At 35.5% G+C, this 24853-nt stretch carries 26 protein-coding genes and 3 pseudogenes; 16 read left to right on the top strand and 13 right to left on the bottom strand.

Going from position 1 to position 24853, the window contains the following annotated elements; all coding sequences use genetic code 11:
* Positions 1–147: 147 nt before the first annotated feature.
* Positions 148–759 (top strand): hypothetical protein, encoded by a 612-nt coding sequence (locus ACFINA_RS07175; RefSeq protein ID WP_375615337.1) that lies wholly within the window; start codon positions 148–150, stop codon positions 757–759.
* Positions 760–772: 13 nt separating this feature from the next.
* Here ACFINA_RS07175 and ACFINA_RS07170 read toward each other — a convergent pair whose 3' ends face one another.
* From ACFINA_RS07170 to ACFINA_RS07145, 6 genes are all read right to left on the bottom strand, one after another.
* Positions 773–1300 (bottom strand): hypothetical protein, encoded by a 528-nt coding sequence (locus ACFINA_RS07170; RefSeq protein ID WP_375615318.1) that lies wholly within the window; start codon positions 1298–1300, stop codon positions 773–775.
* Positions 1301–1315: 15 nt separating this feature from the next.
* Positions 1316–1756, bottom strand: a complete 441-nt coding sequence (gene ssb / locus ACFINA_RS07165) for a single-stranded DNA-binding protein (RefSeq protein WP_375615317.1) — start codon at positions 1754–1756, stop codon at positions 1316–1318.
* A 103-nt stretch (positions 1757–1859) separates the two neighbouring features.
* Entirely contained in the window at positions 1860–3305 is a 1446-nt protein-coding gene (locus tag ACFINA_RS07160; RefSeq protein ID WP_375615316.1) for a replicative DNA helicase, read from the bottom strand.
* 254 nt (positions 3306–3559) lie between these two features.
* Positions 3560–4441, bottom strand: coding sequence for a hypothetical protein (locus ACFINA_RS07155; RefSeq protein WP_375607476.1), 882 nt, complete (start codon positions 4439–4441; stop codon positions 3560–3562).
* Positions 4442–4537: 96 nt separating this feature from the next.
* A complete protein-coding gene (locus ACFINA_RS07150) occupies positions 4538–5317 on the bottom strand; it encodes a hypothetical protein (RefSeq protein WP_375615315.1) in 780 nt (259 codons plus the stop codon).
* A gap of 345 nt (positions 5318–5662) precedes the next feature.
* Complete coding sequence (locus tag ACFINA_RS07145) at positions 5663–6118, bottom strand: hypothetical protein (RefSeq protein ID WP_375615314.1); 456 nt, start codon at positions 6116–6118, stop codon at positions 5663–5665.
* A 318-nt stretch (positions 6119–6436) separates the two neighbouring features.
* Here ACFINA_RS07145 and ACFINA_RS07140 point away from each other — a divergent pair, with 318 nt between their 5' ends.
* The 8 genes and pseudogenes from ACFINA_RS07140 to ACFINA_RS07105 all read left to right on the top strand — a co-directional run bounded on the left by ACFINA_RS07140 (position 6437) and on the right by ACFINA_RS07105 (position 15358).
* A complete protein-coding gene (locus ACFINA_RS07140; protein WP_375615313.1) occupies positions 6437–7603 on the top strand; it encodes a tyrosine-type recombinase/integrase in 1167 nt (388 codons plus the stop codon).
* A 207-nt stretch (positions 7604–7810) separates the two neighbouring features.
* Positions 7811–8011, top strand: a complete 201-nt coding sequence (locus ACFINA_RS07135; protein WP_011180791.1) for an AlpA family transcriptional regulator — start codon at positions 7811–7813, stop codon at positions 8009–8011.
* 97 nt (positions 8012–8108) lie between these two features.
* Positions 8109–8978 (top strand): toprim domain-containing protein, encoded by an 870-nt coding sequence (locus ACFINA_RS07130; protein WP_375615312.1) that lies wholly within the window; start codon positions 8109–8111, stop codon positions 8976–8978.
* Positions 8979–8990: 12 nt separating this feature from the next.
* Positions 8991–10598 carry a YfjI family protein gene (locus ACFINA_RS07125; protein WP_375615311.1) on the top strand — a complete coding sequence of 536 codons (1608 nt, stop codon included), beginning with the start codon at positions 8991–8993 and terminating at the stop codon, positions 10596–10598.
* A gap of 586 nt (positions 10599–11184) precedes the next feature.
* Positions 11185–11627: pseudogene (locus ACFINA_RS07120) on the top strand (type ISP restriction/modification enzyme); the annotation flags it as partial.
* Between the two features lie 1555 nt (positions 11628–13182).
* Positions 13183–13953, top strand: a complete 771-nt coding sequence (locus ACFINA_RS07115; RefSeq protein WP_375615310.1) for a hypothetical protein — start codon at positions 13183–13185, stop codon at positions 13951–13953.
* An 82-nt stretch (positions 13954–14035) separates the two neighbouring features.
* Positions 14036–14476, top strand: coding sequence for a hypothetical protein (locus ACFINA_RS07110; RefSeq protein WP_375615309.1), 441 nt, complete (start codon positions 14036–14038; stop codon positions 14474–14476).
* A gap of 102 nt (positions 14477–14578) precedes the next feature.
* Entirely contained in the window at positions 14579–15358 is a 780-nt protein-coding gene (locus ACFINA_RS07105) for a hypothetical protein (protein WP_375609541.1), read from the top strand.
* Between the two features lie 1581 nt (positions 15359–16939).
* Here ACFINA_RS07105 and ACFINA_RS07100 read toward each other — a convergent pair.
* From ACFINA_RS07100 to ACFINA_RS07080, 5 genes and pseudogenes are all read right to left on the bottom strand, one after another.
* Positions 16940–17122, bottom strand: a pseudogene (locus tag ACFINA_RS07100) (hypothetical protein); the annotation flags it as partial.
* A 220-nt stretch (positions 17123–17342) separates the two neighbouring features.
* Positions 17343–18476: a DUF1376 domain-containing protein gene (locus tag ACFINA_RS07095; RefSeq protein ID WP_375615308.1), complete on the bottom strand. Its 1134-nt coding sequence runs from the start codon at positions 18474–18476 to the stop codon at positions 17343–17345.
* The gene (locus ACFINA_RS07090) at positions 18466–18789 is read right to left on the bottom strand and encodes a hypothetical protein (RefSeq protein WP_375615307.1); all 324 of its coding nucleotides are present in this window, start codon (positions 18787–18789) and stop codon (positions 18466–18468) included. The genes ACFINA_RS07095 and ACFINA_RS07090 overlap by 11 nt, the downstream gene beginning before the upstream one ends.
* Positions 18779–19150 carry a DUF1376 domain-containing protein gene (locus ACFINA_RS07085; protein WP_375615306.1) on the bottom strand — a complete coding sequence of 124 codons (372 nt, stop codon included), beginning with the start codon at positions 19148–19150 and terminating at the stop codon, positions 18779–18781. Before ACFINA_RS07085 ends, ACFINA_RS07090 begins: the two co-directional genes overlap by 11 nt.
* The gene (locus ACFINA_RS07080; RefSeq protein ID WP_375615305.1) at positions 19134–19613 is read right to left on the bottom strand and encodes a crossover junction endodeoxyribonuclease RuvC; all 480 of its coding nucleotides are present in this window, start codon (positions 19611–19613) and stop codon (positions 19134–19136) included. Before ACFINA_RS07080 ends, ACFINA_RS07085 begins: the two co-directional genes overlap by 17 nt.
* 75 nt (positions 19614–19688) lie before the next feature.
* On the opposite strand from ACFINA_RS07080, the gene ACFINA_RS07075 reads away from it, so the two are divergent.
* On the top strand, positions 19689–20351 hold the full coding sequence (locus ACFINA_RS07075) for a hypothetical protein (protein WP_375615304.1): 663 nt from the start codon (positions 19689–19691) through the stop codon (positions 20349–20351).
* A 166-nt stretch (positions 20352–20517) separates the two neighbouring features.
* Here ACFINA_RS07075 and ACFINA_RS07070 read toward each other — a convergent pair whose 3' ends face one another.
* Together ACFINA_RS07070 and ACFINA_RS07065 are read right to left on the bottom strand one after the other, a co-directional pair.
* Complete coding sequence (locus ACFINA_RS07070; protein ID WP_375615303.1) at positions 20518–21141, bottom strand: hypothetical protein; 624 nt, start codon at positions 21139–21141, stop codon at positions 20518–20520.
* 10 nt (positions 21142–21151) lie between these two features.
* Positions 21152–21403 (bottom strand): helix-turn-helix domain-containing protein, encoded by a 252-nt coding sequence (locus ACFINA_RS07065; RefSeq protein ID WP_375615302.1) that lies wholly within the window; start codon positions 21401–21403, stop codon positions 21152–21154.
* Positions 21404–21494: 91 nt separating this feature from the next.
* Here ACFINA_RS07065 and ACFINA_RS07060 point away from each other — a divergent pair, with 91 nt between their 5' ends.
* The 6 genes and pseudogenes from ACFINA_RS07060 to ACFINA_RS07035 all read left to right on the top strand — a co-directional run.
* Positions 21495–21797 carry a helix-turn-helix domain-containing protein gene (locus ACFINA_RS07060; RefSeq protein ID WP_100128398.1) on the top strand — a complete coding sequence of 101 codons (303 nt, stop codon included), beginning with the start codon at positions 21495–21497 and terminating at the stop codon, positions 21795–21797.
* Positions 21798–22002: 205 nt separating this feature from the next.
* Positions 22003–22383 carry a hypothetical protein gene (locus ACFINA_RS07055; RefSeq protein WP_375615301.1) on the top strand — a complete coding sequence of 127 codons (381 nt, stop codon included), beginning with the start codon at positions 22003–22005 and terminating at the stop codon, positions 22381–22383.
* Between the two features lie 113 nt (positions 22384–22496).
* On the top strand, positions 22497–23111 hold the full coding sequence (locus ACFINA_RS07050) for a hypothetical protein (RefSeq protein ID WP_375615300.1): 615 nt from the start codon (positions 22497–22499) through the stop codon (positions 23109–23111).
* Between the two features lie 3 nt (positions 23112–23114).
* On the top strand, positions 23115–23837 hold the full coding sequence (locus tag ACFINA_RS07045; protein WP_375615299.1) for a hypothetical protein: 723 nt from the start codon (positions 23115–23117) through the stop codon (positions 23835–23837).
* 71 nt (positions 23838–23908) lie between these two features.
* Entirely contained in the window at positions 23909–24733 is an 825-nt protein-coding gene (gene bet / locus ACFINA_RS07040; protein ID WP_375615298.1) for a phage recombination protein Bet, read from the top strand.
* A gap of 1 nt (position 24734) precedes the next feature.
* Positions 24735–24853, top strand: a pseudogene (locus ACFINA_RS07035) (exonuclease); the annotation flags it as partial.

Genomic DNA, 24853 nt, shown 5'->3' with positions numbered 1-24853 from the left:
TTTCCCTCTCTAGACACAATACGCCTAAGTACAGTAATGTCATTAAATACGATTTGCTACACTTTGTCAACATAAAAATAACACATATTGATAATTTCAAAGGGAATCAGTTAAACAGCACTTATGAATAATTAAGGGTTCAAAATGATGAAATCATTATCCATAACACGCATCATAACATTTATAGCTTTCTTTTCTATATCAGCGCTACCTGCATCAGCGTCATTTGGATTTACACGTACATTTACACGTGTAGATACTATAGAGCAGTACAATCAACTTTACGATAAATATGCAAGTAAAGAATATGAAGACTTTACGCATTTCGACAAGCAACACGAAGCAAATCAATTTGCATACAAAAATGGCTATCAAAATATAACTGCCAAATTTGACACTGTATGGCATCGTCACATACTTATTGTTTTATGTGGACGCTTTGTGAATTTACTAAGGGGTGATTATAATAAGGAGATGTCATGGGCGATGCTACCTAGTGTAATAAATACTTTACGCTATGAACATAATTGGAGTGAAGAAAATTTTATTTGGGCATACAACATGTCTATGAGTAGTACAGATCCAATGTTTTATTACGCAAAAAAATTTCTTAGTTCTCCGAGTGGAAATGGCATTAACCCCGAAACACAAGTTGTTGATTTAGTGTCTAGTATGAGAGTCGATAATGGGAGAGGCATAAAAAAAACAGCTAGGTTTTGTAGAGACTTACGAACGATATACAATATAATGAAACCGTAATAGAGATTGTCATTTAACGATCAAAATGTTTCTGAAGAGCATTAAGAGCAACGCGTAGTGAATTCACAAGGTGTGGTAGCATTTGATCTTCTATCACGAGGGACTGTAACGCAGCATGAAGATTATACTGTCTATAGAGGCATTGGGCTTCTTTTAGTGCCTCTTGCGTGTTTATAAACTGCTCTGTTGCAAATTCTACCCATTTGTCTCTTGCCTTATCATCAGATGATGACGGCATTTCATCATAAATTGCATTAGGCAAGCCCTTTGCACAAAGGTAATTATTTCTTATCTGTAAGTACTGTTGCGCGGCATCATATTGCTCTTGAGTAATCACGCCTTGCAAACAAAGACGCCCGATATAGGTACCAGAAAGTGGATTTTTTGCCTCCTGTAGCGTTAAACCGAAGCGCTTTGCACGCATTTCTATTGCCAATTTATCAACGGCTTCACGCGGTGCTTTTGCACGTGATATACGTCCGTTTGGTTCTCTTACCTGCCCTGCTATTTTAGGGCGTCCCCTCTTTTTGTTTTTTTTCACAACACCGCCTTCTGTTTAAAAAGGAACGCTATCATTCATAACGGTATGAGATGTATCAAGAGGCTTGTGAAAGCTTCTGTCATAAGCAGATGACTGATCTTGATTATCATCATTTTTGCCATCTAAAAGCTTTAACTCGCCTTTGTACTGAGGCAATATGACTTCTGTTACATACCGATCAATACCATTTTTATCTTGCCATTTACGGGTTTGTAGTCGCCCCTCGATATAAACTTTGCTGCCCTTATTGAGATACTGGAGTGCTATTTTTGCAAGATGTGGATTAAACACCACAATGGAATGCCATTCTGTTTTGTCTACTTTCTTATTGGTTGCCTTGTCTGTATAGCTCTCAGACGTTGCCATTCGAAAATTGACCACCTCGATGCCAGATGACATTGTTTTGCTTTCTGGATTTGCACCTAAATGACCAATTAAAATCACTTTATTAAGCATGTTTGTAAGTCCCATTAAATGATGTAAAGATCATAACATATTTTATGTGTTTTTACAATGTTTTCAGTTGTATAATAACAATTATTTAATGTTTTACATTATGTTATAAATCACTAAAGCGTGTAAAATCGGATTGAAAGGCAAGGGGAACGATTCCTGTCGGACCATGGCGTTGTTTTGCTATAATAACCTCGGCTTTACCCTTGGCTTGCTCCATTGCATCTTGCCACTTGCTATACTCAGCAGTGCCTTCTTTTAGTTCTTCATTTTTGAGATAGTATTCTTCACGATAAACAAACAGAACAATGTCGGCATCTTGCTCGATTGAACCAGATTCACGTAAATCGGATAATTGTGGACGTTTATCGGTTCGGTTTTCAACTTGACGCGAAAGTTGAGAGAGAGCGATGATGGGAATATTGAGTTCTTTTGCAAGTGCTTTTAATCCGGTGGTAATAGCTGTAATTTCTTGAACGCGATTTTCTAATGAACGCTTTGAACCGCTTGTCATGAGTTGGATATAATCGATAATCAAGACATCTAGACCATGTTGTCGTTTAAGACGCCTTGCACGGGCGGCCAATTGTGCAAGGGAGACACCCCCCGTTTGATCAATATAAAGAGGGATTGTTTGTAAAGAGCGCATTGCGTGAATAATTTTTGCAAATTGCTCTTCTGAGATATTACCACGACGCATATCCGAAGAAGAAACCTTTATTTGTTCGGAAATAATACGAGTTGCAAGCTGTTCAGTTGACATCTCAAGTGAGAAGAAACCAACAATACCCCCTTCATTGGCTTGGCTGTTATCACGCTTACAAGCATTAGCAATATTAAAAGCAATATTGGTAGCAAGTGATGTTTTACCCATCCCAGGGCGTCCAGCAAGGATAATTAAATCAGATGCTTGTAACCCTCCCATTTTCTCATCAAGTGTTTTGATATGGGTAGCTATCCCTGAGAGCCTTGAAGAACGCTTTTTCGCTGCACTTGCCATGTTAAGTGCTTTTGCAATGGCTGTATCAAAGTTTTCAAACCCACCTCCATATTTTCCTTTTTCTGCTAGCTCAAATAACTGATTTTCAACAGTTTCAATTTGTTGTGATGTTGTAAGTTCTACAGAAACATCATAAGCTCTATTCACAACTTGAGTGCCAAGGTTAATTAAAGAGCGTCGGATAAACAGATCATAAATGACACTCCCATAATCTTTAGTATTAATGATTGTTACAGCTTCTTTAGCTAAACGCACCACGTAATTATATACAGTGATGTCACCAATTTTCGCATCATTTTCAACAAAGGGCTTAATAGTAATGGGATCTGCAATTCTTCCCTTTTGAATAATTTGTGAAATGATATCAAAAAGCTTTTGATGCAACGGTTCAAAAAAATGCTCTGCTTTTAAAAAATCAGAAACGCTATCAAGAGCATTATTATTGATAATGATAGCACCGAGCAAAGCTTTTTCAGCTTCAATATTATGGGGAAGTTGACGAAAAGAAGATTTTTCTTCTGTTTGAAAAGAAGGTAATTTAACAGCGTTCATTTTATTCATTATGATTTAAATTGATTTGATAAATGATAATTATAAATCACTGAATCTACAGTGTGAATCCCATTTTTATTTTACTTAACAGCTTGCTTTTTGATACGTTTTGTGCAATAAAGAGATGTTCTTTTATATTTCGATTGGTTACTTTAATCGTTTATTTAGATCGCTAATTGTTTTGCTCATGAAAGCCGTGTCTTAAAGGACGCGGCTTTTTTGCTATAAAGCAGCCCCCCGCCCCGTTATGTTATTTACGCTGCTTTTTCACTAATGGCATCATTACTACAAATATCTTCACGGAATATTTTCTTTTCTTTAAGAACGGCATTGCCATAAATTTTTACACCCTCAGCAATAATAGATCTGTTAGAAACACATGCATCATCATAGATTTCTACTTTTTCATAAATCATGGCATTCTCATAAACACGCGCATTGCCATAAACCTTGACATCTTTATAAACAACCGCTTTTCCATAAACCCTTGCCTTATCAAAAATATGCGCCCCCTCATAAATAGAAGCAGATCCTGATACTTTTGCATTGCCATAAACAAAGCCCTTCACATAAGCGCTATGCCAAACCTTGGCATTGTCATAAATTTTTGCCTCTATACTAATAAAAGCTTTTCCATAAACCACGGCATTATCACAAACTTGACCACAAATCTTAGCATGATCATAAACCTTGGCATTGCCATTAACCACACACTTGCCATAAACCCACCCCTTGCCACGAACCCACATGGTACCACTAATACTAGCATTATCAAAAATCTCAGCATTGCCATAAACATGGGTATCACGACCATAAACCTTGGCTTTATCACTCACTACAGCATTACCATAAACTTTAGCATTTTCAGCAACAACGGCTTCATTACGTATTTTAGCATTTTCACTCACAACGGCATCATATGCTGCAATTGCATCGTCATAAACCCAGCAATTGCCATCATGAGAAAGGTTATCTTCCTTCTCAATAAAGCCGCCCAATTGACCAGCCTTGACATCATCGAAATCCCTTAATGCACGAATGCGATAAAAGTATTTAGGTTGACGAGTTTCAGCATCGTAAACTTTTTTTATTTCGTCTATAAGTTCATATTTTTTAGATACAGTTTTAGTGGTCATAGGTAGCTCCTAATCTAATATTTAAACAAATTTTTAAATGAAATGTTTAAAAGAGGGGCGCCCCCGCCGCGCCCGCGCCGTTATTTACGCTGCTTTTTATGCTGTTTTATCTAAAATTTCTTCACTACCATCAGTATCTTTATAAATTTTTTGATTGCCATTAATAACGGCATTGCCATAAATGTTTACATACGTATGATCAACCCACCCATCAGTACGAGGCTTTCTATAAACCGTTGCATTATCATAAACCCGCGCCTTGCCGAAAACCTTTACATACTCAGTAATAGAAGCCCTGCCGTAAACACATGCATCATCAAAAACCTTGGCATGCCCATAAATCATGGCATTGCCATAAACACGCGCATTGCCATAAACCTTACCATTCACACAAGCATCATCATAAACTTTTGCATTATCAGAAACAAAAGCGATAAAAAAGAGCTTTGCATTATTACAAACAACAGCATTGCCACTAACAGTGCCATTGACCATGGCATTATCGCAAATTTTTGCATTATCATAAACCTTACCATTATGAAAAACTAATGCATTATCCAAAATAACAGCATTATCAGATACTTTTGCACTTCTGAAAACACGTGCATTATTGCGCACTTGTGCATTGTCAGAAACTACAGAATCTGTAGCGACCATGGCATCATCATAGACCCAGCAATTGCCATCATGACTTAAGTTTTTTTCCTTTTCGATAAAGCCCCCGAGATCCCCAGCCTTGACATCAGCAAAATCTCTTAAAGCACGTATGCGATAAAGCGTTATAGTCCTTTTAAGTTCTTTATCATTGCCTTTTATGCTTTCATCTGTAAGTTCATATTTTGGAGAAGTTTCTTGATTTGTAACTGTAGCTTTCATGCTAGTAATCCTTGTGAATATTAGGTTTTTATTGACAACCCTATAAGGGCGCCGGGTGCTAAAAACACGGTCACAAGTCCGTCGCTATACTTTTCCCTCGCGAAGGGTATTGTATGGTATAGCCACACCCGACATAATCGTTATATGCCAATAACAGCACAAAATAAAGTCAGTATTTAAGAAATTGGAGAAACCTTATCGTGGTTTACCCGCTTGTGATTTAGTGGTTTTTAAGCACTTGCCAACCTTAATAAACGACCTTTTCTTTAAAGTCAATACGTATTTTTTATTTTTTTTACTTTTTTTCATTTTGATATCTACCTAATTGAATACCAAGTGCTTTTTTTAGCTCTCTTTCTTTTTAAGAGATGATTGTATCGCGTAAATGGACATGTTTATTAAACTGCGTGTATGCAACATGAGAAAGAATGAATAAACTAAAAAAAAGTACCAAAAAACGATATCTAAATACCAAAATACAGTATAACTATTTGGAAAAATTAAAACGACAAGTGCTAAACTTATTAGCTTTAAGAGTCGGTGCATATAATGTTGTAAATCACGTGTTAATATCTTCCAACCTGTTGTATCATCATCTTTATATTTTGGACTGTTCTGCAACTCAAAAGGAATATGAGAATTGCATAAAATTACAAAAATATTTGTTATTATTATCAAACCAAAAGATGCAAATATCAAAATACCTTGGATAAAATAGGGATTTTTTTTAATTTCTAAAAAGCATAAAAATATAAAAATTATAATACCAAACAAGGCTCTTAGCTGCTTATCTGTAAACATATTTATTTCCTGCGGTTTTTGATAATTTTTTGATCTCTTTATTGATCTCATCTATGAGAGGTTCGTAATTGAGAACGCTTTTCGGAATACCACCCCCATATATCCAAGCTTTCACTTGCGCCTTGGTACTGTAATCAACATTTACAAGGCATTGATTTATAATAATAATTCACTGTTCTGTATGTTGAATGAGAGTCTCGAATATCGTAAGAGTCTCTCATTTCAAAGCTGTTTATCTTGAATCAATCAAAACCACTCATTTGCACATAACAAGTGGGATGAGTGTATGGATCAAATTTGTATAAGAAAGGAATAAAAATGGCTCTTATGAACCGTCTTAATGCAAGATCTGTCGCAACATTGGGGGCTGGCAAATATAATGATGGTGCCGGCTTGTTACTTCATAAGCGTAAAGATGGAGGTGCTCAATGGATTTACCGTTTTACCATTCATGGGCGGCGCCGTGAAATGGGCTTGGGTGCTTTAAGAGATGTTTCTTTAAAACAAGCCCGTGAATTGGCAAATCAATGGCGCTCTGTTTTACGTGAAGGGCGTGATCCTATTAAAGAACGTGAGAAACAAAAGCGTGAGGCAATAAGCAATCTTCATTATTTAAAAGATATTGCCTTGGATACTTTTGAAACTCGTAAAGCTGAATTAAAAGGGGATGGGAAAGATGGACATTGGTTTTCGCCTTTACAACTTCATATTCTCCCTAAATTAGGTTGTCTTCCTGTGTCAGAGATTACACAAACAGAAATACGTAATACACTTGCCCCTATCTGGCATACAAAAGCTGGAGCTGCTCGGACAGCATTGATACGTCTCAAACTTTGTCTCAAACATGCTGCTGCATTAGGTTTGGATGTTGATTTACAAGCAACAGAAAAAGCACGCGCTCTTTTAGGAAAACAACGCCATAAAGTCAAAAATTTACCTGCAATGGATTGGAAAGATATACCAGCTTTTTATCAAACACTTTGCGAAGCATCAACCCTAACACAATTGGCTTTGCGTTTGCTTATCCTTACAGGGGTTCGCTCTAACCCTTTACGTCATATTCATAAAGATCAAGTTGAAGGTGATATCTGGACAATCCCTGCTGAAAATATGAAAGGAAAGCGTGATACTACAAAAGAGTTTCGTGTGCCCTTATCATCTGAAGCATTAGACATTTTAAAACAAGCGCGCTCACTTTCTCGCAATGATTTCTTCTTTTCTGCAACCGGTCGCGGTCCCCTTGCTACGAAGTGTATGGCTCAATACATGAGAGACAATAAACTTGAAGCCTGCCCCCATGGATTTCGCTCTAGTTTACGCGATTGGCTCGCTGAAACAACCGATGCCCCCTATGAGGTTGCTGAAACAATTCTAAGTCATACAGTCGGAGGACAAGTAGAGCGTGCCTATCGTCGTACTGATTATTTAGAACAGCGCCGCGTTTATATGGATAAATGGGCGGCTTATGTCACGGGTCAATCTTAAGATATGGAGTGCATAACCCCATGATCTGTGGATAACTTTCTCTCTCTTCTCTCTCATTCTTTCTCAATAAGAGTCATAAATTATCACATCAAAAATTGTATGATAAAATATTGTTTTCTATAAATAAAACATCTTTCCAAATGAACCAAAATGTGGTTAATAAATAGTTATGATTTGTTACCATTTTTTGATAGAAAGGATTTTAGTATGACAGAAAATGATATTCTTTTGACAGACCGTGAAAGTGCAAAATTGCTTCATATGAGTGTCTCAACATTCCGCCGTCATGTAACCAATGGCTCTCTCCCAAAACCTTTAAAATTTGGTTTTTTGTCCCGTTGGTTACAATCGGATCTTATCAATGTCATCGAGCAAGCAAAACAGCAACGTCAAAGTGACGCGGCATAAAAAAACCTTGTCACGTAAGGACGGACAAGGCTTTCTCAAACTCATCACCCTAGAGATAGCACAATCCGTCCTGTGACGCAACGTTATAGGATTTACAATGATGTGTTCTTTTAAGAATGCGCAAGGTATCACACGTGCCTTGCGCGGGGTTTGGCATGAGCGTTATGGAACAGCCCGTTGCCCTGCTCATGATGATAGGCTGCCTAGCTTATCCCTTGCCAATGGACATGATGGGCGTCTTTTACTCTATTGTTATGCTGGCTGCTCTTTTAGAGAGATCATACAAGCGCTTATTAGAATTGGATTGCTTGGAAAACAAGCTTATGATCAGACGCTCTCTTTCTCAAAACAGTTTTGTGCTGATCTCAAACGAGCAAAACAGAAAGCAGAGAGAGCAAAAGCAATTTGGCAACAAAGCCAACCAATCAAAAATACTTTAGCAGAAACCTATTTACGTATGCGGGGTATTACATGTGATTTGCCTGCTGATTTACGTTTTCATAGCAAATGTCCACACCCCTCTGGGGGTACATTGCCCGCGTTGGTTGCTCTTGTTAAGGGGGCTGGTTCCTTTGCCATTCATAGAACCTTTTTAAAAGACAATGGCTGCAAAACAGATCAGAAACCAGCAAAAGCCATGTTGGGATCTGTAACGGGTGGTGGGGTGCATTTAAGCCAAGCCAATCCAAAACATCTGGTCATTTGTGAAGGCATTGAAACGGGGCTGTCTCTGCTGTCTGGGTTGTTATCAGAGCCCGTTAATTTATGGGCTTCTCTTTCAACCAGTGGCATGATGCGTGTGAATTTACCCCCTACAAAAGGACGTCTGACAATTGCAATGGACGGCGATGATGCGGGTCGTAAAGCAGGTTTTACCCTAGCTGCACGTGCCTATAGCCATGGCTTTGAGGTCTTTATGATGCAAGCTCCAAAAGGAACCGATTTTAATAACGTATTACTTTCTTAAAAGAGGGAAACTATGAAAGATAGTAATTTACAAAACAATAATGAAAATACTCCCGTCAATGATAACGATAATGTCTCTTTAAACGAAAATACTTGTTTAAAAGCCATTTCTTATGAACAAGCCTTGCAACAAAATGGTTGGGGGCAATTACAACCGATTGCTACGGCTCTCTTACCCGTCGAGCCTTTTAAAATATTCCTGCTTCCAACACCATTAATAAACTATGTTTATGACGTTGCTGATATTCAACAATCTTCTATCGATTTTGTTGCTGTTTCTGCTTTATGTGGATTGTCTGCTGTCATTGGAAATGGCGTGCGGGTTTCTCCAAAACAACATGCCAATTGGAAAATTGTTCCTAATCTCTGGGGTGCCATTGTGGGGGAACCTTCAACTATGAAAACAGATACCATGGAAGCTGCTTTAGCACCTCTTGATGTTTTTCAAGAGGAATGGCATCAAGAATGGTTAAAGAAGAAAAAACAGCAAGAAACAAAAGATATTCTTATTGAATTAGACAAAAGAGAAAAGAAAAAACAAGCCTACAAAGCACTCAAAGATCAAGACGAGGAACAAGCCCTTGCTCTTCTTTCTCAATCTCTTGAACATAAAGAAAGTGAGGAAGATGACACGCTTAATAAACGACGTCTTATTGTCAACGATGTGACCGTCGAAAAGCTTGGGGAATTGTTAAAAGAAAACCCCCGTGGTCTCTTGTTGGTTCGTGATGAATTATCTGGTTTTTTATCCGATTTGGAACGGAAGGAATATCAATCAGACCGTTCTTTTTATCTAACAGCTTTTAATGGCAAAAAATCATACACCTATGACCGTATAGGACGTGGAACCATTTTTATTCCCAATGCAACCATTTCCATTATTGGGGGCATTCAACCTTCACGGATTATTCCCATTATTCAAGCAATGCACCATGGAACAAATAATGACGGCTTATTGCAACGATTTCAAATGCTGGTGTGGCCCGATGAACGAAAAGAGCGGTTATGGGTTGATAGACCTCCCAATCAAAAGGCATGGGAAAGTTATCAAGGAATTTTTCGTTCTCTTTATGATAAACCATTAGGATCACCAAAACACCCTATTACCATACGCTTTTCTGCTGAAGCTCAAGAAATGTTTCGTGTATGGTGGGAAAATTTTCAAAGAACAATCAAAGGAGGTCATTTCTCATCAAGTTTACAAGCGCATCTTTTGAAAATGAATAAAACCATACCAACCCTTGCATTGATTTTTGAATTGAGTGAAGGGGGGCGTTTTGAAATCAATAGAGATGCCCTTGAGAGAGCCTTATATTGGGAAGAATATCTGATAAGTCATGCAAAACGTCTTTATGCGGCGAATGATACATTAACAGCAGAGCGTGCAAAATTAATTGTAGAGCGCTGTGATCTTTTACCCAATGTTTTTACGGCAAGAGATATCTATAGACGGTGTTGGAGATCTTTAAAAGACAATGGAGCCGTTAAGCAAGCTTTAGAGCTTTTATGTCGTTGTAACTATATTCGTGAATTTCCTATAGAGGGGAATGAATTAGGTCGGCGTCCTGATAGACGGTATGAATGGAATCCTTTGGTTAAAAACAACAGCATAAAACAATAAAGAAATCTCTTTTGAAGTCTTTAAGACAACCACGCAAAACTCTTTTTATGGCATTCTCATCAAGGAACTTTTTTCCAAAAGCAAATGATCTGAGTGACCTTATCAGAAGAGTTTTGTCAGTCTTGTCAGTTCATTCTAGCTCCTATATTATTTTTTTTAAATGAGAGAAAATTAAAAACATTATATTTCAATAGGTTAGTATTTTAACGATACAACCTATATCGACAATACAACCTTAAATACAATCAATAATATATATTTGTCAGTTTGTGTCTGTAAATTGAACTAACAAACTAGATTATTTTAGTGACTCATAAAACCTATCAAAATAATCATTATGATATTTTAAAAGCACATGCTTCATTTGTCTTTTTTCCATAAAATAAACAGCAAATTTCACTATTTTGCTGATCTGATCTCTCTCATGGGCTGCGGATAAACAGCATTTAAAAAACTCTTTTGAAAAAATTATCGGCTTTTTTAGCATTTTTCTGCATTTTTTCTCAATTCGTTCAAAATGGATTTAATAAGCTTCATTTTAATTCTTTTGAAGAGACTTAAACCCCTTATACGAAAACGGAGCTCTGTTGTAACAGGGCGTGAACTGGATCATTTGCACGTGAATTATGAAACTGTAAAACCTTATCGCGTAACCTTTAAAAAAGGTAATCCAAAAGTTACAGAGATCTCTAATCCAGAAAAATTCTATTACGTGACTGAAATGAAATTCGCAAAAACAGGTAAAGAGAAAGATAAAACCACTGTTATTTATAATAACAATATCACAATAACAGATATCCCTCTTGACGCTTGTGAGTATATCGTTAATGGTAAATCCGCTCTTGAATGGGTTATGGGGCGTCAATGTGTTAAGACTGATAAAAAGAGTGGCATTGTTAATGATGCCAATCGTTATGCTGTTGAAACCATTGGCAACCCTGCCTACCCTCTAGAGTTATTTCCATAAGTTTAGAGACAATGAAAATTGTTAAGAACCTACCAAAATTGAAAATAAGAGAAACTGAATAACTTAAAAGCATGCTCACATAATGGATATGATAAACTCATAAGGGGTATAAGGTTTTATACCTATAGGTTCTTATATCCCTTTTATAAATTGCTGACATACAATCTTTAAAAGGATAATTTATCATACGTTATTTAAAAAGAAGAAACTTGCACTTTTAGATACTCTTATTTACATTGCCTTTAAAAGATTAAACCGTAATCTAAAATGAGTGCTTTATTGTTATCAGAAGCTTTATTTAAAGAGGGTTATGTATATTCATTTTCTTATATTACTTATAGGTTTTGAATGTTTCTACCCCCCCAAAACCCTTACAAAACATAGAGCATTAGTTGAATTTATAGGTTGTACTATTGATATAGGTTGTTTTTTGAAAAATTGATAAAAAATAACATATTGAAATATAATGATTTTTATTTTTTATTGAAAAATATGTAAAGGGGGGCGTAAAAAGCACCTCCAAAACTCATAACCATAATGGTCTTGATAGCATTTATTATGATTATAATCCCTTTCTTTTGAAAGGCTTTAAAAGATCACATACTCTCATAAGACATGTTTTAATCATTCACTAAATGATCACTTTTGTCGATTCAATGTACTGACATAAACTGACAAATATATATTTACAGTTGTATTTATTTGTTATGGCTGTTTTAATAAGTTGTATTTTGAAAAATTCATAAAAATTAACTTATTGAAATATAATGATTTTAATTTTCTCTCATTTAAAAAAAATGATATAGGTTCTAAAAAGAACTGACAAAAATGACAAAAGTTTATTAAAAGGGATTTTTCTCATCTCTATAATTACCATTCTCTCTTTAGATGTTTTCATAAGTGTTTTCATAACAGTCTATAAATCACAATTATCCTATTTATCATTTCTCTTATGAAAATAAAAAATGATGCCATGGCTATAAAGAACATAACAACTATAGAGAAAGCAAAAATGCAAATGAAAGCATTTGTTTATAAAGACAGTCCCTATAAAGGCTGTTAAGTCTAAAATGTGTTATTAAAAGAAATTAACAGAAATCTTAAAAGCCATTTAGTGACAAAATTGATAGGTTATAAAGTTTAAAATACGCATAATGAAAGCGTTTCTAAAATATTATAAATGTATAGATTCAGAAAATACGCAATCGTTTCACAAAGCCCGTAATATAGCTTTAAACGCATATAAATATAAAATAAGCAATTCATAAGCATAAGATATTATCAATACACAACGTATTTAAAAAATAAGAAAAAATATCAAAAAAGATAAAATATTATTTGACAATAAATACGTATTTTGTTATATAAATAATCAAGTGATTGAAAAACACTTTGTGATAAGCGGATTGGCTACGAAACAGCCTTTCCAAAGTCTTTAAAAAACTGGCTATCTTTTATGCTGTGATTAGCATATATGATGATTTTGTCGGGTGTGCTTACATCATACAATACCCTTATGGGAAAAGTGTAAGCAACGGACTTATCACCGTGTTTTTCAACACCCGATGCTTTTATAAGCTGTCAATTGAAAAACAATTTTATGATAAGGTTTTAAATATGACAAATATATCAAACAACACCCCCGTTCTCTCTAACATTGCAAATGAAACTGCATCTGTTAATAAACAAGAGCCTGCAAAAAAATATGAATTTATTGATGATTGTGAATATATCGATGGTCATTTCTTAACTCGAATTAGAGCCTTAAGAGATTTTGATGATGTCAAAAAAGGCGATTTAGGGGGGTATATTGAAAATGAAAGCAACTTATCTCATGAAGGTAATTGCTGGGTGTATAATAAAGCTCGGGTCTTTCAAAATGCACGCGTCTTTGGAAATGCTAAAGTAAAAAGCTTTTTTGTTGATGTCTATGGTAATGCGCAAATTTATGGGAATGCTATTTTTGAAGGTATGACATTAAAGGACAATGCAAAACTGTCTGGTAATGCGCATGCTAGCAACGCCGTTGTAATTGAAGGCAATGCACAAATTTATGATAACGCCCGTGTCACTGATCATGCTCATATTTCCGATAATGCTGTCATTTGTGATGATGCTCATGTCGGAGGCAATGCAAAAATAAGTGGCTCTGCTTACATTTGTGATGAATCACGTGTTTTTGATGATGCCGTTATTTGTGATGCTCTTATCTCTGGTTCTTCATATATTCATAGCAATGCCTCTTTAACAGCTAATGAAGATATCTGTGATGATGCATATCCTGAGTTTGGGAGCGAAGATGATTATTATCGTCATGAGTATTATGCTGATTTTGAAGGGTATTATGACGATGATAATGACAGCGAATATGAAAGTGATGCTGCGTAAATGACACGCGCGGGCGCGGCGGGGGCGCCCTCCTTTAAACATCTCATTTAAAAATTTAAATCTCTATAAAGGAATTGTGCTCATGCAAAAGAAGTTTGCACTCACAAATGAAACGCGTGTATTTGGTAAACATGTTCTCTACCGTATTAAAGCATTAAAAGATTTTGCTGATATCAAAGCAGGTACTTTAGGGAGCTTTATTGAAAAGGAAGATAACCTCTCTCATGATGGCAATTGCTGGGTGTATGATGAGGCTCTTGTGTTTAAAAATGGTCACGTTTATGAAAATGCAAGAGTTTTTGGCAATGCTGTCACTTGTGGTCATATCTATGGTCATGCGCGGGTTTATGACAATGCTAGGGTTTATGAAAATGCTCGTATAGCAAATAACGTGCATGTTTATGAAAATGCCAATATTCATGGCATTGCTGTTATTCGTGAAAATGTCGGCGGGTCTACTAAAATAAAAACCTATACTGAACGTCTCTCTCCTTATGGTGAATTAGAGATTGTCTGGGTCTAATTAATAAAGCAGCGGCGGGCGCGGCGGGGGCGCCCCTCTTTCAAATTTTCCCATTCCAAATTTTATCAAATGTTTATCACATTAAATTGTGAGGGTATCTCTATGTGCAAAAAATACGAATTAACCAGTGAAATCAAAAAAATCAAACATGCTCTTACTCGAAATATTATAAACCTTTATCGCATTAAAGCTTTAAAAGATTTTGATGATGTACAGGCGGGGTCTTTAGGCGGCTTTATTGAAAAGGAAGTTAACCTATCCCATGATGGTAATTGCTGGGTGTATGATGATGCTTGTGTCTATGGTCATGCAAGAGTGTATGAAAATGCAAAAATACGCCATTTTTCTCAAGTCTGTGGTCAAGTTTATGGCAATGCTGAAGTCTATGGAAAGGCTTTTATCTCTCAATATGCTAAAGTTTATGACCATGCTTTTGTCTATGGCAATGCTCATGTTTATGGCAATGTTTATGGGTATGCTCATGTGAATGGTAGTGCCCGCATTCTTGCTGATGCTCATATTTATGATCATGCGCATGTTTCTTATGATGCTACGGTTTTTAGTTATGCACGCGTCTATGGTCATGCCAAGGTTTGTGGCTCTGCTTGCATTTATAGCCATGCAAAAGTTTATAATTATGCTGTTATTAATGGTCGTGCTAAAATTTATGGCAAGGTTTATGGAAATGCTTGTGTGAGTGGCTCTTGTGAGATTTATGGCTCTGTTTATGGCAATGCTAAAATCTCATATTGTGCAACGATCTGGGGGCGTGTTTATGGCAATGCAAAAATCAATAAAAAAAGCAAAGTAAGGTTGGTTCCAAAAAATTGTGAGGTGTATGAAAGGGATAATGTTGTCAATATAACTGATAAAACAGAATAAAGAACGGCGTGGGGGGCGTGCTTTCTTTATGGTGTATAAACGCATATAAAATGCATTGCTATAAACATATCATAAAAGAGAGAGTAACATAAAAAAAGCCGTGTCAAATGATATGACGCGGCTTTCAAATAGCGTTTCTTATTGATTAAAATGAATCATCCACAATGGAGTAATGAATGCATATATACAAAACGTATCATATTGCAAGCGCTCTATGAGAGATATGAAAACTTATCAAAAGGAATGTAAATGTGCGTATGATCTTTAATCACTCATTTGAATGAGAGAGCCTATAACGCTTGTTATGGCTATCAAACGTATCAAACAAATCAAAATGCTCGGTAGCTTTAACAATCCAATCAAAAGCAAATGCATATTCAATAAATATCTGCAAAAAACGTTCTTTTTACATTTGGAAGCGTTGGTTTTTAAAAGCAGCTTTTCATAAGATAAATAAACAAACGCTTTTATAAAGTGTAAGGTTTTTAAGATTTTGCTCTGCTGTGAAAGCTAAATCTTAGTTTTCTCATAAATGAAACGTTTTTAAGAGCAAATGATAACTAAGTTATAACTGTTATAAAAAAAAGTTTTAACGTTTCTTATAAAGATCTCATTTTATGTTTCAAACGTTTAAACGTGCACTTAAAGAGGTTCTCATAAGCGTATTTGTACTTTTCATTAAAACCTAATTTCTTTAAATATTAGCCGGTCCATTTTGGGGATGTTATCTTAGAATAGAGCATTCTTAAATATTACAGCTTTTGACTCAAAATTGAGTAAAAACCCATACCTTATGATGTTACAATGGTTTTGAAGTTTGTTTGCTTATCTTTGTCTTAATAGCTGCCCCCAAATTTGGAAAGAGCTCATTTGGTTTCGTATTTTTAAACTATAACTTTTAAAACGTTTTTAGTACCAAATCTAAAGTAGATAGTTATTCTACTGCCATGGCATTATTTGCCTCCATTTTTTTGTGGAAGCGAATAGTTCCATTCTTAAAGACTAGCCTGCAATCTATTCATTAAAAGGCTTTTCATTTCATAAGATATAGCATTTTGAATTTCATGACCTTTATTTCCTACCTCGGTAAAAAAATACCGTGGTTATAAAATCGATCTTGTCTTTAAATCCTTTTATGCAATCTTTAAAATGTTCGGTGTTATGATGATGCTGTTATGACAGCTCTCTATTTTGCGCTCGCCAATTTTGGCGAATGTTAATTTGCTCTTTTATGTGATTAACAATCCAATCTTTAAAACAAGATGTGATCTTTAAACGTATGTTATCGATATTTTCAAACGACTAAATTTAAAACAATGTGATTTGTGCTGTGATAAAAACGTATCATAAAATTTATGAACTGTTATGAATGATATCGGCTTTTCATTTTATTTGAACTTTTACATGCGTTATAATATTTACATTATGATTTGCTTTTTATGGTCTATTCATACATGGCAATCTTATATAAAAAATAGTCAAATGAATCACGTATAAAAGTGTGGATTCTTAAGTGGATTCATATAAAATAACTTCACACAACCTATTGACTTTATTGTGTTTTTTGATATGATATCGAATATCAACATTCTCAGGTATCTCATGATACTGACCACCATCAAATTCTTCATATTCTCTTGTACCATCATCATATTCGTAAAGATTGTAAAAATACTCTGCTACCCCTAATCCCCATGGTGCATATCCAACCGCTGTTGCAACGAACTTTTTTTCCCCCTTCTGTTTACGTTTTTTTAAAAACATTTGGTTTAATATCCCCTATCTAAATCCATAACTTTACCAATGGGTTTATTTGCCTCAAAATGGACCGTACAGAAGCATTTTTAATTTCAATGTGGTTTTTATCACAAAATATTTAAATCGCTCTGTACGGTGCCTTTCTGTCAATTTAAACGCATATCTATTCTCAAAATCATCAGCAAACTTCACTACTTTGCTGTTTTTTTCGGATCCATAAGTGTCTTTAAGCGTAGATCGCTGTTGCAAGTTGATTGAAGCTTTCTGAAAGGTTATTTGCGAAATTGTTTGACGGTGGTTTATAACATGCGCTTTCATATAGTTTTTTCACTTCTGATTTTTTGTGTTTCTTAATTACCAATCCATATTCTGGATGCGTAATCCAATTATCCCAAGCGCTTTGCCAATCGCGTTCATTTGCATTTCGACATGGATTGTTTTTTGAAAAGCGTACAAATTTTTCAAATTCTGATAAGGCTTCATCATGCGTTAATCCTTGTTCAGTTGCGTATTGAAAATCGGGTTTGAAATCTTCTAGTATTCTTTCAACTTCTTGTTTTTCCCTTATTTTCTTTGTTCCTTCAAAAAAGTTTGCTTTCTCTGGAAAATAAGCAGGCATTATCTTATCAACGATTTCTGAAAGTTGTTTTCCAACCTTTTTAACTTTTCGTGAAGGCAATTTCTCAATCATCGCTTCGTCAATTTGCCATCGGTTGTTAGCATTGTTTGAAGTGTTGGTATTTTGCTCGTGAATGATTGGTTGTTTGGTTTCTATCGTTTTGATTTGTTCTGATTGAACATCATCACACTCGATTGCCTTTTCAACAAAATCGTTTGTTTCTAAATTTTCAAAATCAATTTCTCTTTTTGATAAAATAATATTTTTATTTTTTTTGTTATTGTTAATGTTAATGTTATTGTGCATTTCCAAGCATTGCTCGTGCATTGCGTATGCATTGCTTGTGCATTGCTCATGCATTGCACGTGCATCATCATTACTTTTATCTTTGTTTTTATCCCATCTAGCTTTTGCTGCTTTTGATGCCTTTTCTGAAGATTTTTCTAAATTCTCATTGCAATTTAGTAACTCTTCTTCAACTTGTGCACTCCATAAATTTCCATTTTCCAAGCGGATAATTAATTTTTTTCGAATGAGTTTTTCTAATGATTTTTTAAAAGTTTGTACTGAACAGCCAACAGCACGTGCTAAAACAGAGACATCATCATAAAGAGGTTCACAAGTTCTATACATAAAAGCAGTGAGTGTACTATAAGTGGCTTTTTCTGCTGCATCAGTGCCAGCAAAGTCCATAATCCACTCTTGATAAAAATTACGTACCCAAGGTAATTTATTTGCCATAATTACCCTCCTGCTCTTCAATAAAAGCTGCTTCTTTTAATTCTTCTTCAACATCTGAACACCACAAATGACCATCTTCTGAAAGAATAATGTGTCCAGATCTAAATAAGTAATCTAATGCCTTCTGAAATCTTTTTACTGAGCAACACGTAAAATGAGATAATATTTGCGCATCATTTACAAGAGGCTCTCTAGTACGCAACATTTGCAATCGCAATCGCATATAAACATTGCCTTCAATTGCGGGTAAACAAGCAAGATCAAGTAGCCACTTGTCTGCAAAAAGCCTCGTCCATGGTAATTTACTGGACATGTATTGCCTCCTCTCTTTTCTTACTCCACCTTGCTAAAGCGGCTTTTGAAGCTCTTTCTGAATATTTTCTTTGAACACTTTGATCAAAAGCTAATGACTTATGCCATAAGCGCCTATTCTCTAAACGCGTAATAAGACCCATCATTATTAAAGTTTCTAACGCCTTTTTAAACGTTTGCACTGAACACCCACACCAACCCGATAAACAAGACGCATAATTGATAAGAGGCGCTTTTCTATTATTCATTAGCAACACAAGTGTTGTATAAACAGCCTTCTCTGTCGCTTTTAAACTTGTAAGCTCTTTTAAAAACTGATCTGTATTAAATTTTACAAACGCCACTTTATTGTTGGACATCATTTGAGATCTCCCTTTCTTTAACTAAATGTAAAATTGCTAAAGCATCTGCTTCATTATCATCACATGGCTTGTATCCTTTAAGACACATTGCCTCTATCATCTCTTCTTTCGACGCATTCCCCTTCCCCGTCATCGCTTTCTTAATCGTACTTACTGGTATCCCCTCATACGGTATCTGATGCTGTTCACACCACACCGTTAACGTTGCTAACAAACCGCCGTAAACATGCGCGGCATCTGTACCTTTATGACGCCTCACCTCTTCAAAATACACCGCGTCAATATCACCTGCTGTATGCTTTATTTCTGTAAGCCATTGCTTAAAGCGTAAATAACGCATTCCGCCGCCTTCAAAACGACGGGGTTGCAAACTCATCGTACCACTGAATATATGACCATTTCCCCCTCGTATCGCCCACCCCATCTTCGTACCTAGATCAAAACAAAGAATCGTGTTAATCACCGCGCCGCTCCATACAAAATGTGTTTTATAAGATTGTTTTTTTCTAAAAATGAAGAAAAGAAGGGTGTAAGAAGTATGCAAATAGATAAAGATGTGATTGATATTATTTCATTAATAGTACCAACTTTCATCTCATTTTTTGGAATATGGTTAGGTTGTAGAAATCGAAAAATAGATCTTATAAATTTCAATAAACAACTAAGACAACTACAAGAACAATCTGAAACAGCAAAAGAACATCTATCCATCTTATGGAAAGAAAAAGAGAGACGAGACTTAGGACCAAATCTAGAGGTTTTTATAGAGGAGGAACCACACGCATATAAAAAGGGTAAAGATTTCCTTATTGACATAACAGTAATCATAAAAAATCCTACAAAACATTCAATAAAAATGAATAATTTTCGTATACCTGATGAAAGTCCATTTGCATTTGTTGAAGGTGCTTTTCTAGGAAATTATCCGTTATCTTTAATCCTCGAAAACGAAAAATATATGAGTTTTAAAAATCCTTTTACAGCAGACTTAAAATCGCAAGATATATGCAATTATTTTAATCTAAAGGAAGATGAAGAAAGACTATTTCTTCTCACAGTTCGCCACCTCAAACCAAATATCGAAACTGTACCAATCTTTATAATTGAACACACTTCATCAAATCACCCAGAAAGAGTAGTTCAAACTAAGTTTTGGCCAGAATTTTTTCTATCTTTTGAAGAAGAGAACATGCTAGGATAAGATAATCTTTGGATTTCCTCTTCTTGCCTCCATATTTTTTCATTTTTCCTAATTATTTCCTTTTTAACTATTTGTAATTCTTTATAAAATAGATAAAGTTGTACCGCTAATTGAATATTGACCGCCATAGAAATGTAAACTGCCATTGTTGATGCCATCTCTCTCCTCACTTACTTTTCTTCTTATTCTTATGAGGCGGCGCTTTTACTGCTTCATCACGCGGCTTAAGCTCTTGCTTCAGTTGTTTAATTTCCTTGTCACGTTCTTCAATTTCCTTGTCGTCACGTTCTTCTATCTTTTGCTTCAGTTGTTTAATTTCCGTATCACGTGATTGCACATCTTCTTTTAGTGTCCGTATCTTTTCACTTTTCCGTTTAAAATCTTCTCGGTACGCATCTATCTTTTGTTTTAGTTCTTCTATCTCTTGCTTCAGTTCTTTAATTTCCGTATCACGTGATTGCACATCTTCTTTTAGTGTCCGTATCTTTTCACTTTTCCGTTTAAAATCTTCTCGGTACGCATCTATCTTTTGTTTTAGTTCTTCTATCTCTTGCTTCAGTTCTTTAATTTCCTTGTCACGTTCTTCAAGATCCGCATCACATTCATCAATTGTCTGCTTGCTTTCCTTTAAATACCTAAACTCATTCTCTTTCATTTTTTTCTTAATATCTTGAACCTGCTCTTTAAGTGCTTTAACTTGATCGCGATAATGCAATGCAATACGAAACATCACTCCGCTTAAGAGCAAAACTGAAACCACTGCTATCCATAAAATTTCATTCGAACTCATTTTGATCTCCTTAATGCTGCAATCTATCGCCCGTCTGATCAACAACGCGGCTTTTAGAAATTGAAGAAAAATTCTCTTGATACCAATCGCTAGGACTTATGTAATTATCAGTAACTTCTGCTATTTTTTGTATTATCCTAGGATGTGGAAATCGCTTCTTATTCACATAGCGTGCTATAGATGCTTGCGTAACACCTACCAAAATCGCAAACTCGGCATAAGTAATATTATTCTTTGATAAATACAGTTTTAGTTTAGACATTCCTCTTTATACCATATCGGTATTATTAAAACAAGCGCATTTTACCATATTGGCATTTGAAAGGATATTTTTTTTTATTAGGATAAGAATCATGAATAATTTGAAATTTTTCAGACAAAAAGTAGGTTTAACTTCAAAAGAATTAGCCGAATTGGTAGGAACTAGTCAGCCACAAATTTTTCGTTTAGAAAATGGACAACGAAAATTAACAAAAGAGTGGGCTGTACGTTTGGCACCACACTTAAAAATTACCCCAAAACAACTGTTGTTTTCAGGAAATAAGCCTAATAGCTTAGATGAACAAATTGAAGATATGTTAGAGCATCTAAGCTACGATAATAAGGTTAAACTTCTTGATCTCCTTTCTTCATTTTATCAAGATAAAAAAGAATAAACTCTCTTTTTTCATCTTCTGTCAATTTATTCCATAGTTCTAATATTTGCGTATTAATTGACCATTTTTCATCCATTTTTTCTACTCATAAAAAATAAAAAATAAAAAATAACCATTTTGGTATTGACTTTAAATTACCGTTTTGGTATCAAATATCCCATATCTTAGAAAATAACTTTTGCCAATAGGCTGTATGGAGGCATTTGTGAATAAACCAGTGTTTATAAATTCTGATGAAATTCTCTTAGTCATCTGCGAAAATGAAGAACAAAATCTCGCTAAATCTGGTCCTTTATTAGAAGAAAAGGACATTATCAATTTTATCGACCAAACCGATAATGCTGTCCAAATTTTGCGCGTAGAACCAACGACTAATCGTTGCGAAGATATCTCTGAAGATATTGCCGAATTCTATCTTAAAGAATGTGAAGAGCAGTGTTTCAACGGAAACATTCCTCACGATTTTATTCTACACAGCACAGCATACGGTTTTTTTTTAGATGATATAAAACAGCGCGAATATGATGATGCAATGTATGGTTCTTACGAAAAACAACACCGTTTGCGTCCTTGTGATGTGCTTTAAAAGCTAAAGGCGTTTTTAAAAGACGCCACCTTTTCAAAAAGTTCACCACACAATGCAATGCCGTTCTTTTGCAAGAACGACAAAGGCAGAATCTAACTTAAAGGAGTAAAACCATGGAAAAAAAATACGAAATGACTGATGAAACAATCGAAGTTGGGGGCAAAATCCTTCACCGTATACGTGCTTTAAGAAACTTTGGTGATGTCGAGAAAGGCAACCTAGGAGGCTATATCGAGAAAGAAGACAATCTAAGTCATGATGGCAATTGCTGGGTAGGTGATGATGCAAAAGTCTATGGTTATGCCAAGGTTTTTGATGATGCACATGTTTATGGGAATGCTCGTGTAGATGGTTATGCAAGAGTTTATGACAAAGCCAAGGTTTATGGTGATGCTTATATTTATAACATTGCTGATATTTACGAAAATGCATGTGTTTTTGGTAGTGCATCTGTTACCGGAGAAACTAATATTTTTGGTAATGCGCAGATTTTTGGACATGCTCGTGTTTTTGCCAGTGCACAAATCTACGAAAATGCACAAATTTCCGGTGGTGCATTTATTAGTGGAAAAGCTGAAATTTATGGAAATGCTAAAATCTATGACAGTCCATTGATTTCCATCAGAGCAAAAGTTGGGGGAAATGCCAAAATCTGTGGTGATGCATTTATTCATGGAAACGCAGAGATCATCAATGATAAAATCATCACAACGGGCATGAGGCAATAAACCATGGAAAAAAAATACGAATTAACTGATAAAACAGTTGAGTTTGATGGAAAAACTCTTCACCGTATTCGTGCTTTAAGGGATTTTGATGATGTCAAAAAAGGAGATCTTGGTGGCTTTATTGAAAAGGAATATAACTTAGGTCATAAAGGCAATTGCTGGGTCTATGATGATGCCAAGGTGCTTGAAAGCGCTACCATTTTTCATAATGCCAAGATATTTGATGGCGCCTGTATTAGTGGAAATGCTTCAGTTTATTCTGATGCACAAGTTTACAGTCGTGCTGTTGTTTTTGGTAATGCCAAAGTTTCTGGTAGTGCACATGTTTTTGGTGATGCTGTTGTTCGCGACAAATCTCATGTTTACGGTGATGCAGAAGTTTACAATAGCGCACTCATTTATGGTGACGCGGCAGTTTTTGAGAATGCACGAATAAAGAATAGTGCCAATGTTTACGACAATGCTCGTGTATATGGGAACGCAATAATTTGTGGTCCTGCTCTCATTTATAACAATGCTAAAGTTTATGGTGATGTCATTATATCATGCTCCAATTTCATGTATGAGGATGATATTAATTATGGAAATGTTGAGATTTTTGGAGATGCAAAAGTTTATGATAGTGCTCGCATTTATGACGCAGTCAAGATCTTTAGAAATGCCGAAATTCGTGGATTAGCTAATATTCGCGGAAACACGAGAATTCCTCAAGACATAAAAATTTAACAACCAACCATTTTTAAACACAAGCGTGATTCACGCCACGGGGGAATTGCGCGCAAATCAAGGAAACAATAATGACAAATTCTACTTTTTTAAAAGAAATGGCAGGAAAATATGGATTTTCTGCTGAAGAATTTCGAACCACAATCATAAAAACTTGTATTGGATATAAAAATGCTAATGCCATCTCTGATGCAGAATTTGCCGTTTTTCTTTTTGTTGCCAATACTTATGGACTTAACCCTTTAACAAAAGAAATCTATGCTCTCCCTAAAAAAGGCGGCGGCATCATACCCGTTGTTTCTATCGACGGTTGGATAAAAATCATCAAATCAAATCCTGACTTTGATGGCATGACCTTTCAAGATCAACTCGATAAAGACGGGAATCTCATTGCTATCAAATGTGCTATTCGTCTCAAAGGCATTAAAGACCCTATCGAAGTCACCGAATATCTCAAAGAATGCGAACAAAAAAGTGACACTTGGCAAAAATACCCAGCCCGTATGTTGCGTCATAAAGCCACTATACAGTGTGCTCGCTATGCTTTCGGGCTTTCCGGTATTTATGAAGAAGATGAAGCAAAACGTATCAATGAAACAAACCATAACGTACAAACGAAGTTAGTTTCTTATGATGTGCTTATGCAAATCAAACAATTAATAAACATCACTCAAACAGAAGAAGAAAAAGTGCTTGATTATGCACAAGTCGACAGGCTTGAAGATCTTCCTGATGAAGTAGCACAAAGGATTTTGGATGTTTTGCAAAAGAGACAGCATGAAAAAGAACAATCTTTCCGACAACAAAAGCAAATAGAGGCGCCTATACAAGATGCCGAATATATTCACGTCCAAGATATCGAATATGGACCACAAGAACAAAGAACGGCGGTGTGAGATGGAACAAAGAACAGCAGAATGGTTCCAAGCACGCTTGGGTAAAGTCACCGCATCAAACATTTACAACATACTCAATAAAACTACAAAAGGATTGCCTACGAGCAAATATGAAGACTA

Source organism: Bartonella sp. AC10YNML, assembly GCF_042196825.1.
Lineage (GTDB): Bacteria > Pseudomonadota > Alphaproteobacteria > Rhizobiales > Rhizobiaceae > Bartonella.
The sequence above is the reverse complement of the archived record's forward strand: the minus strand, read 5'-3'. Positions and strand labels throughout refer to the sequence as shown.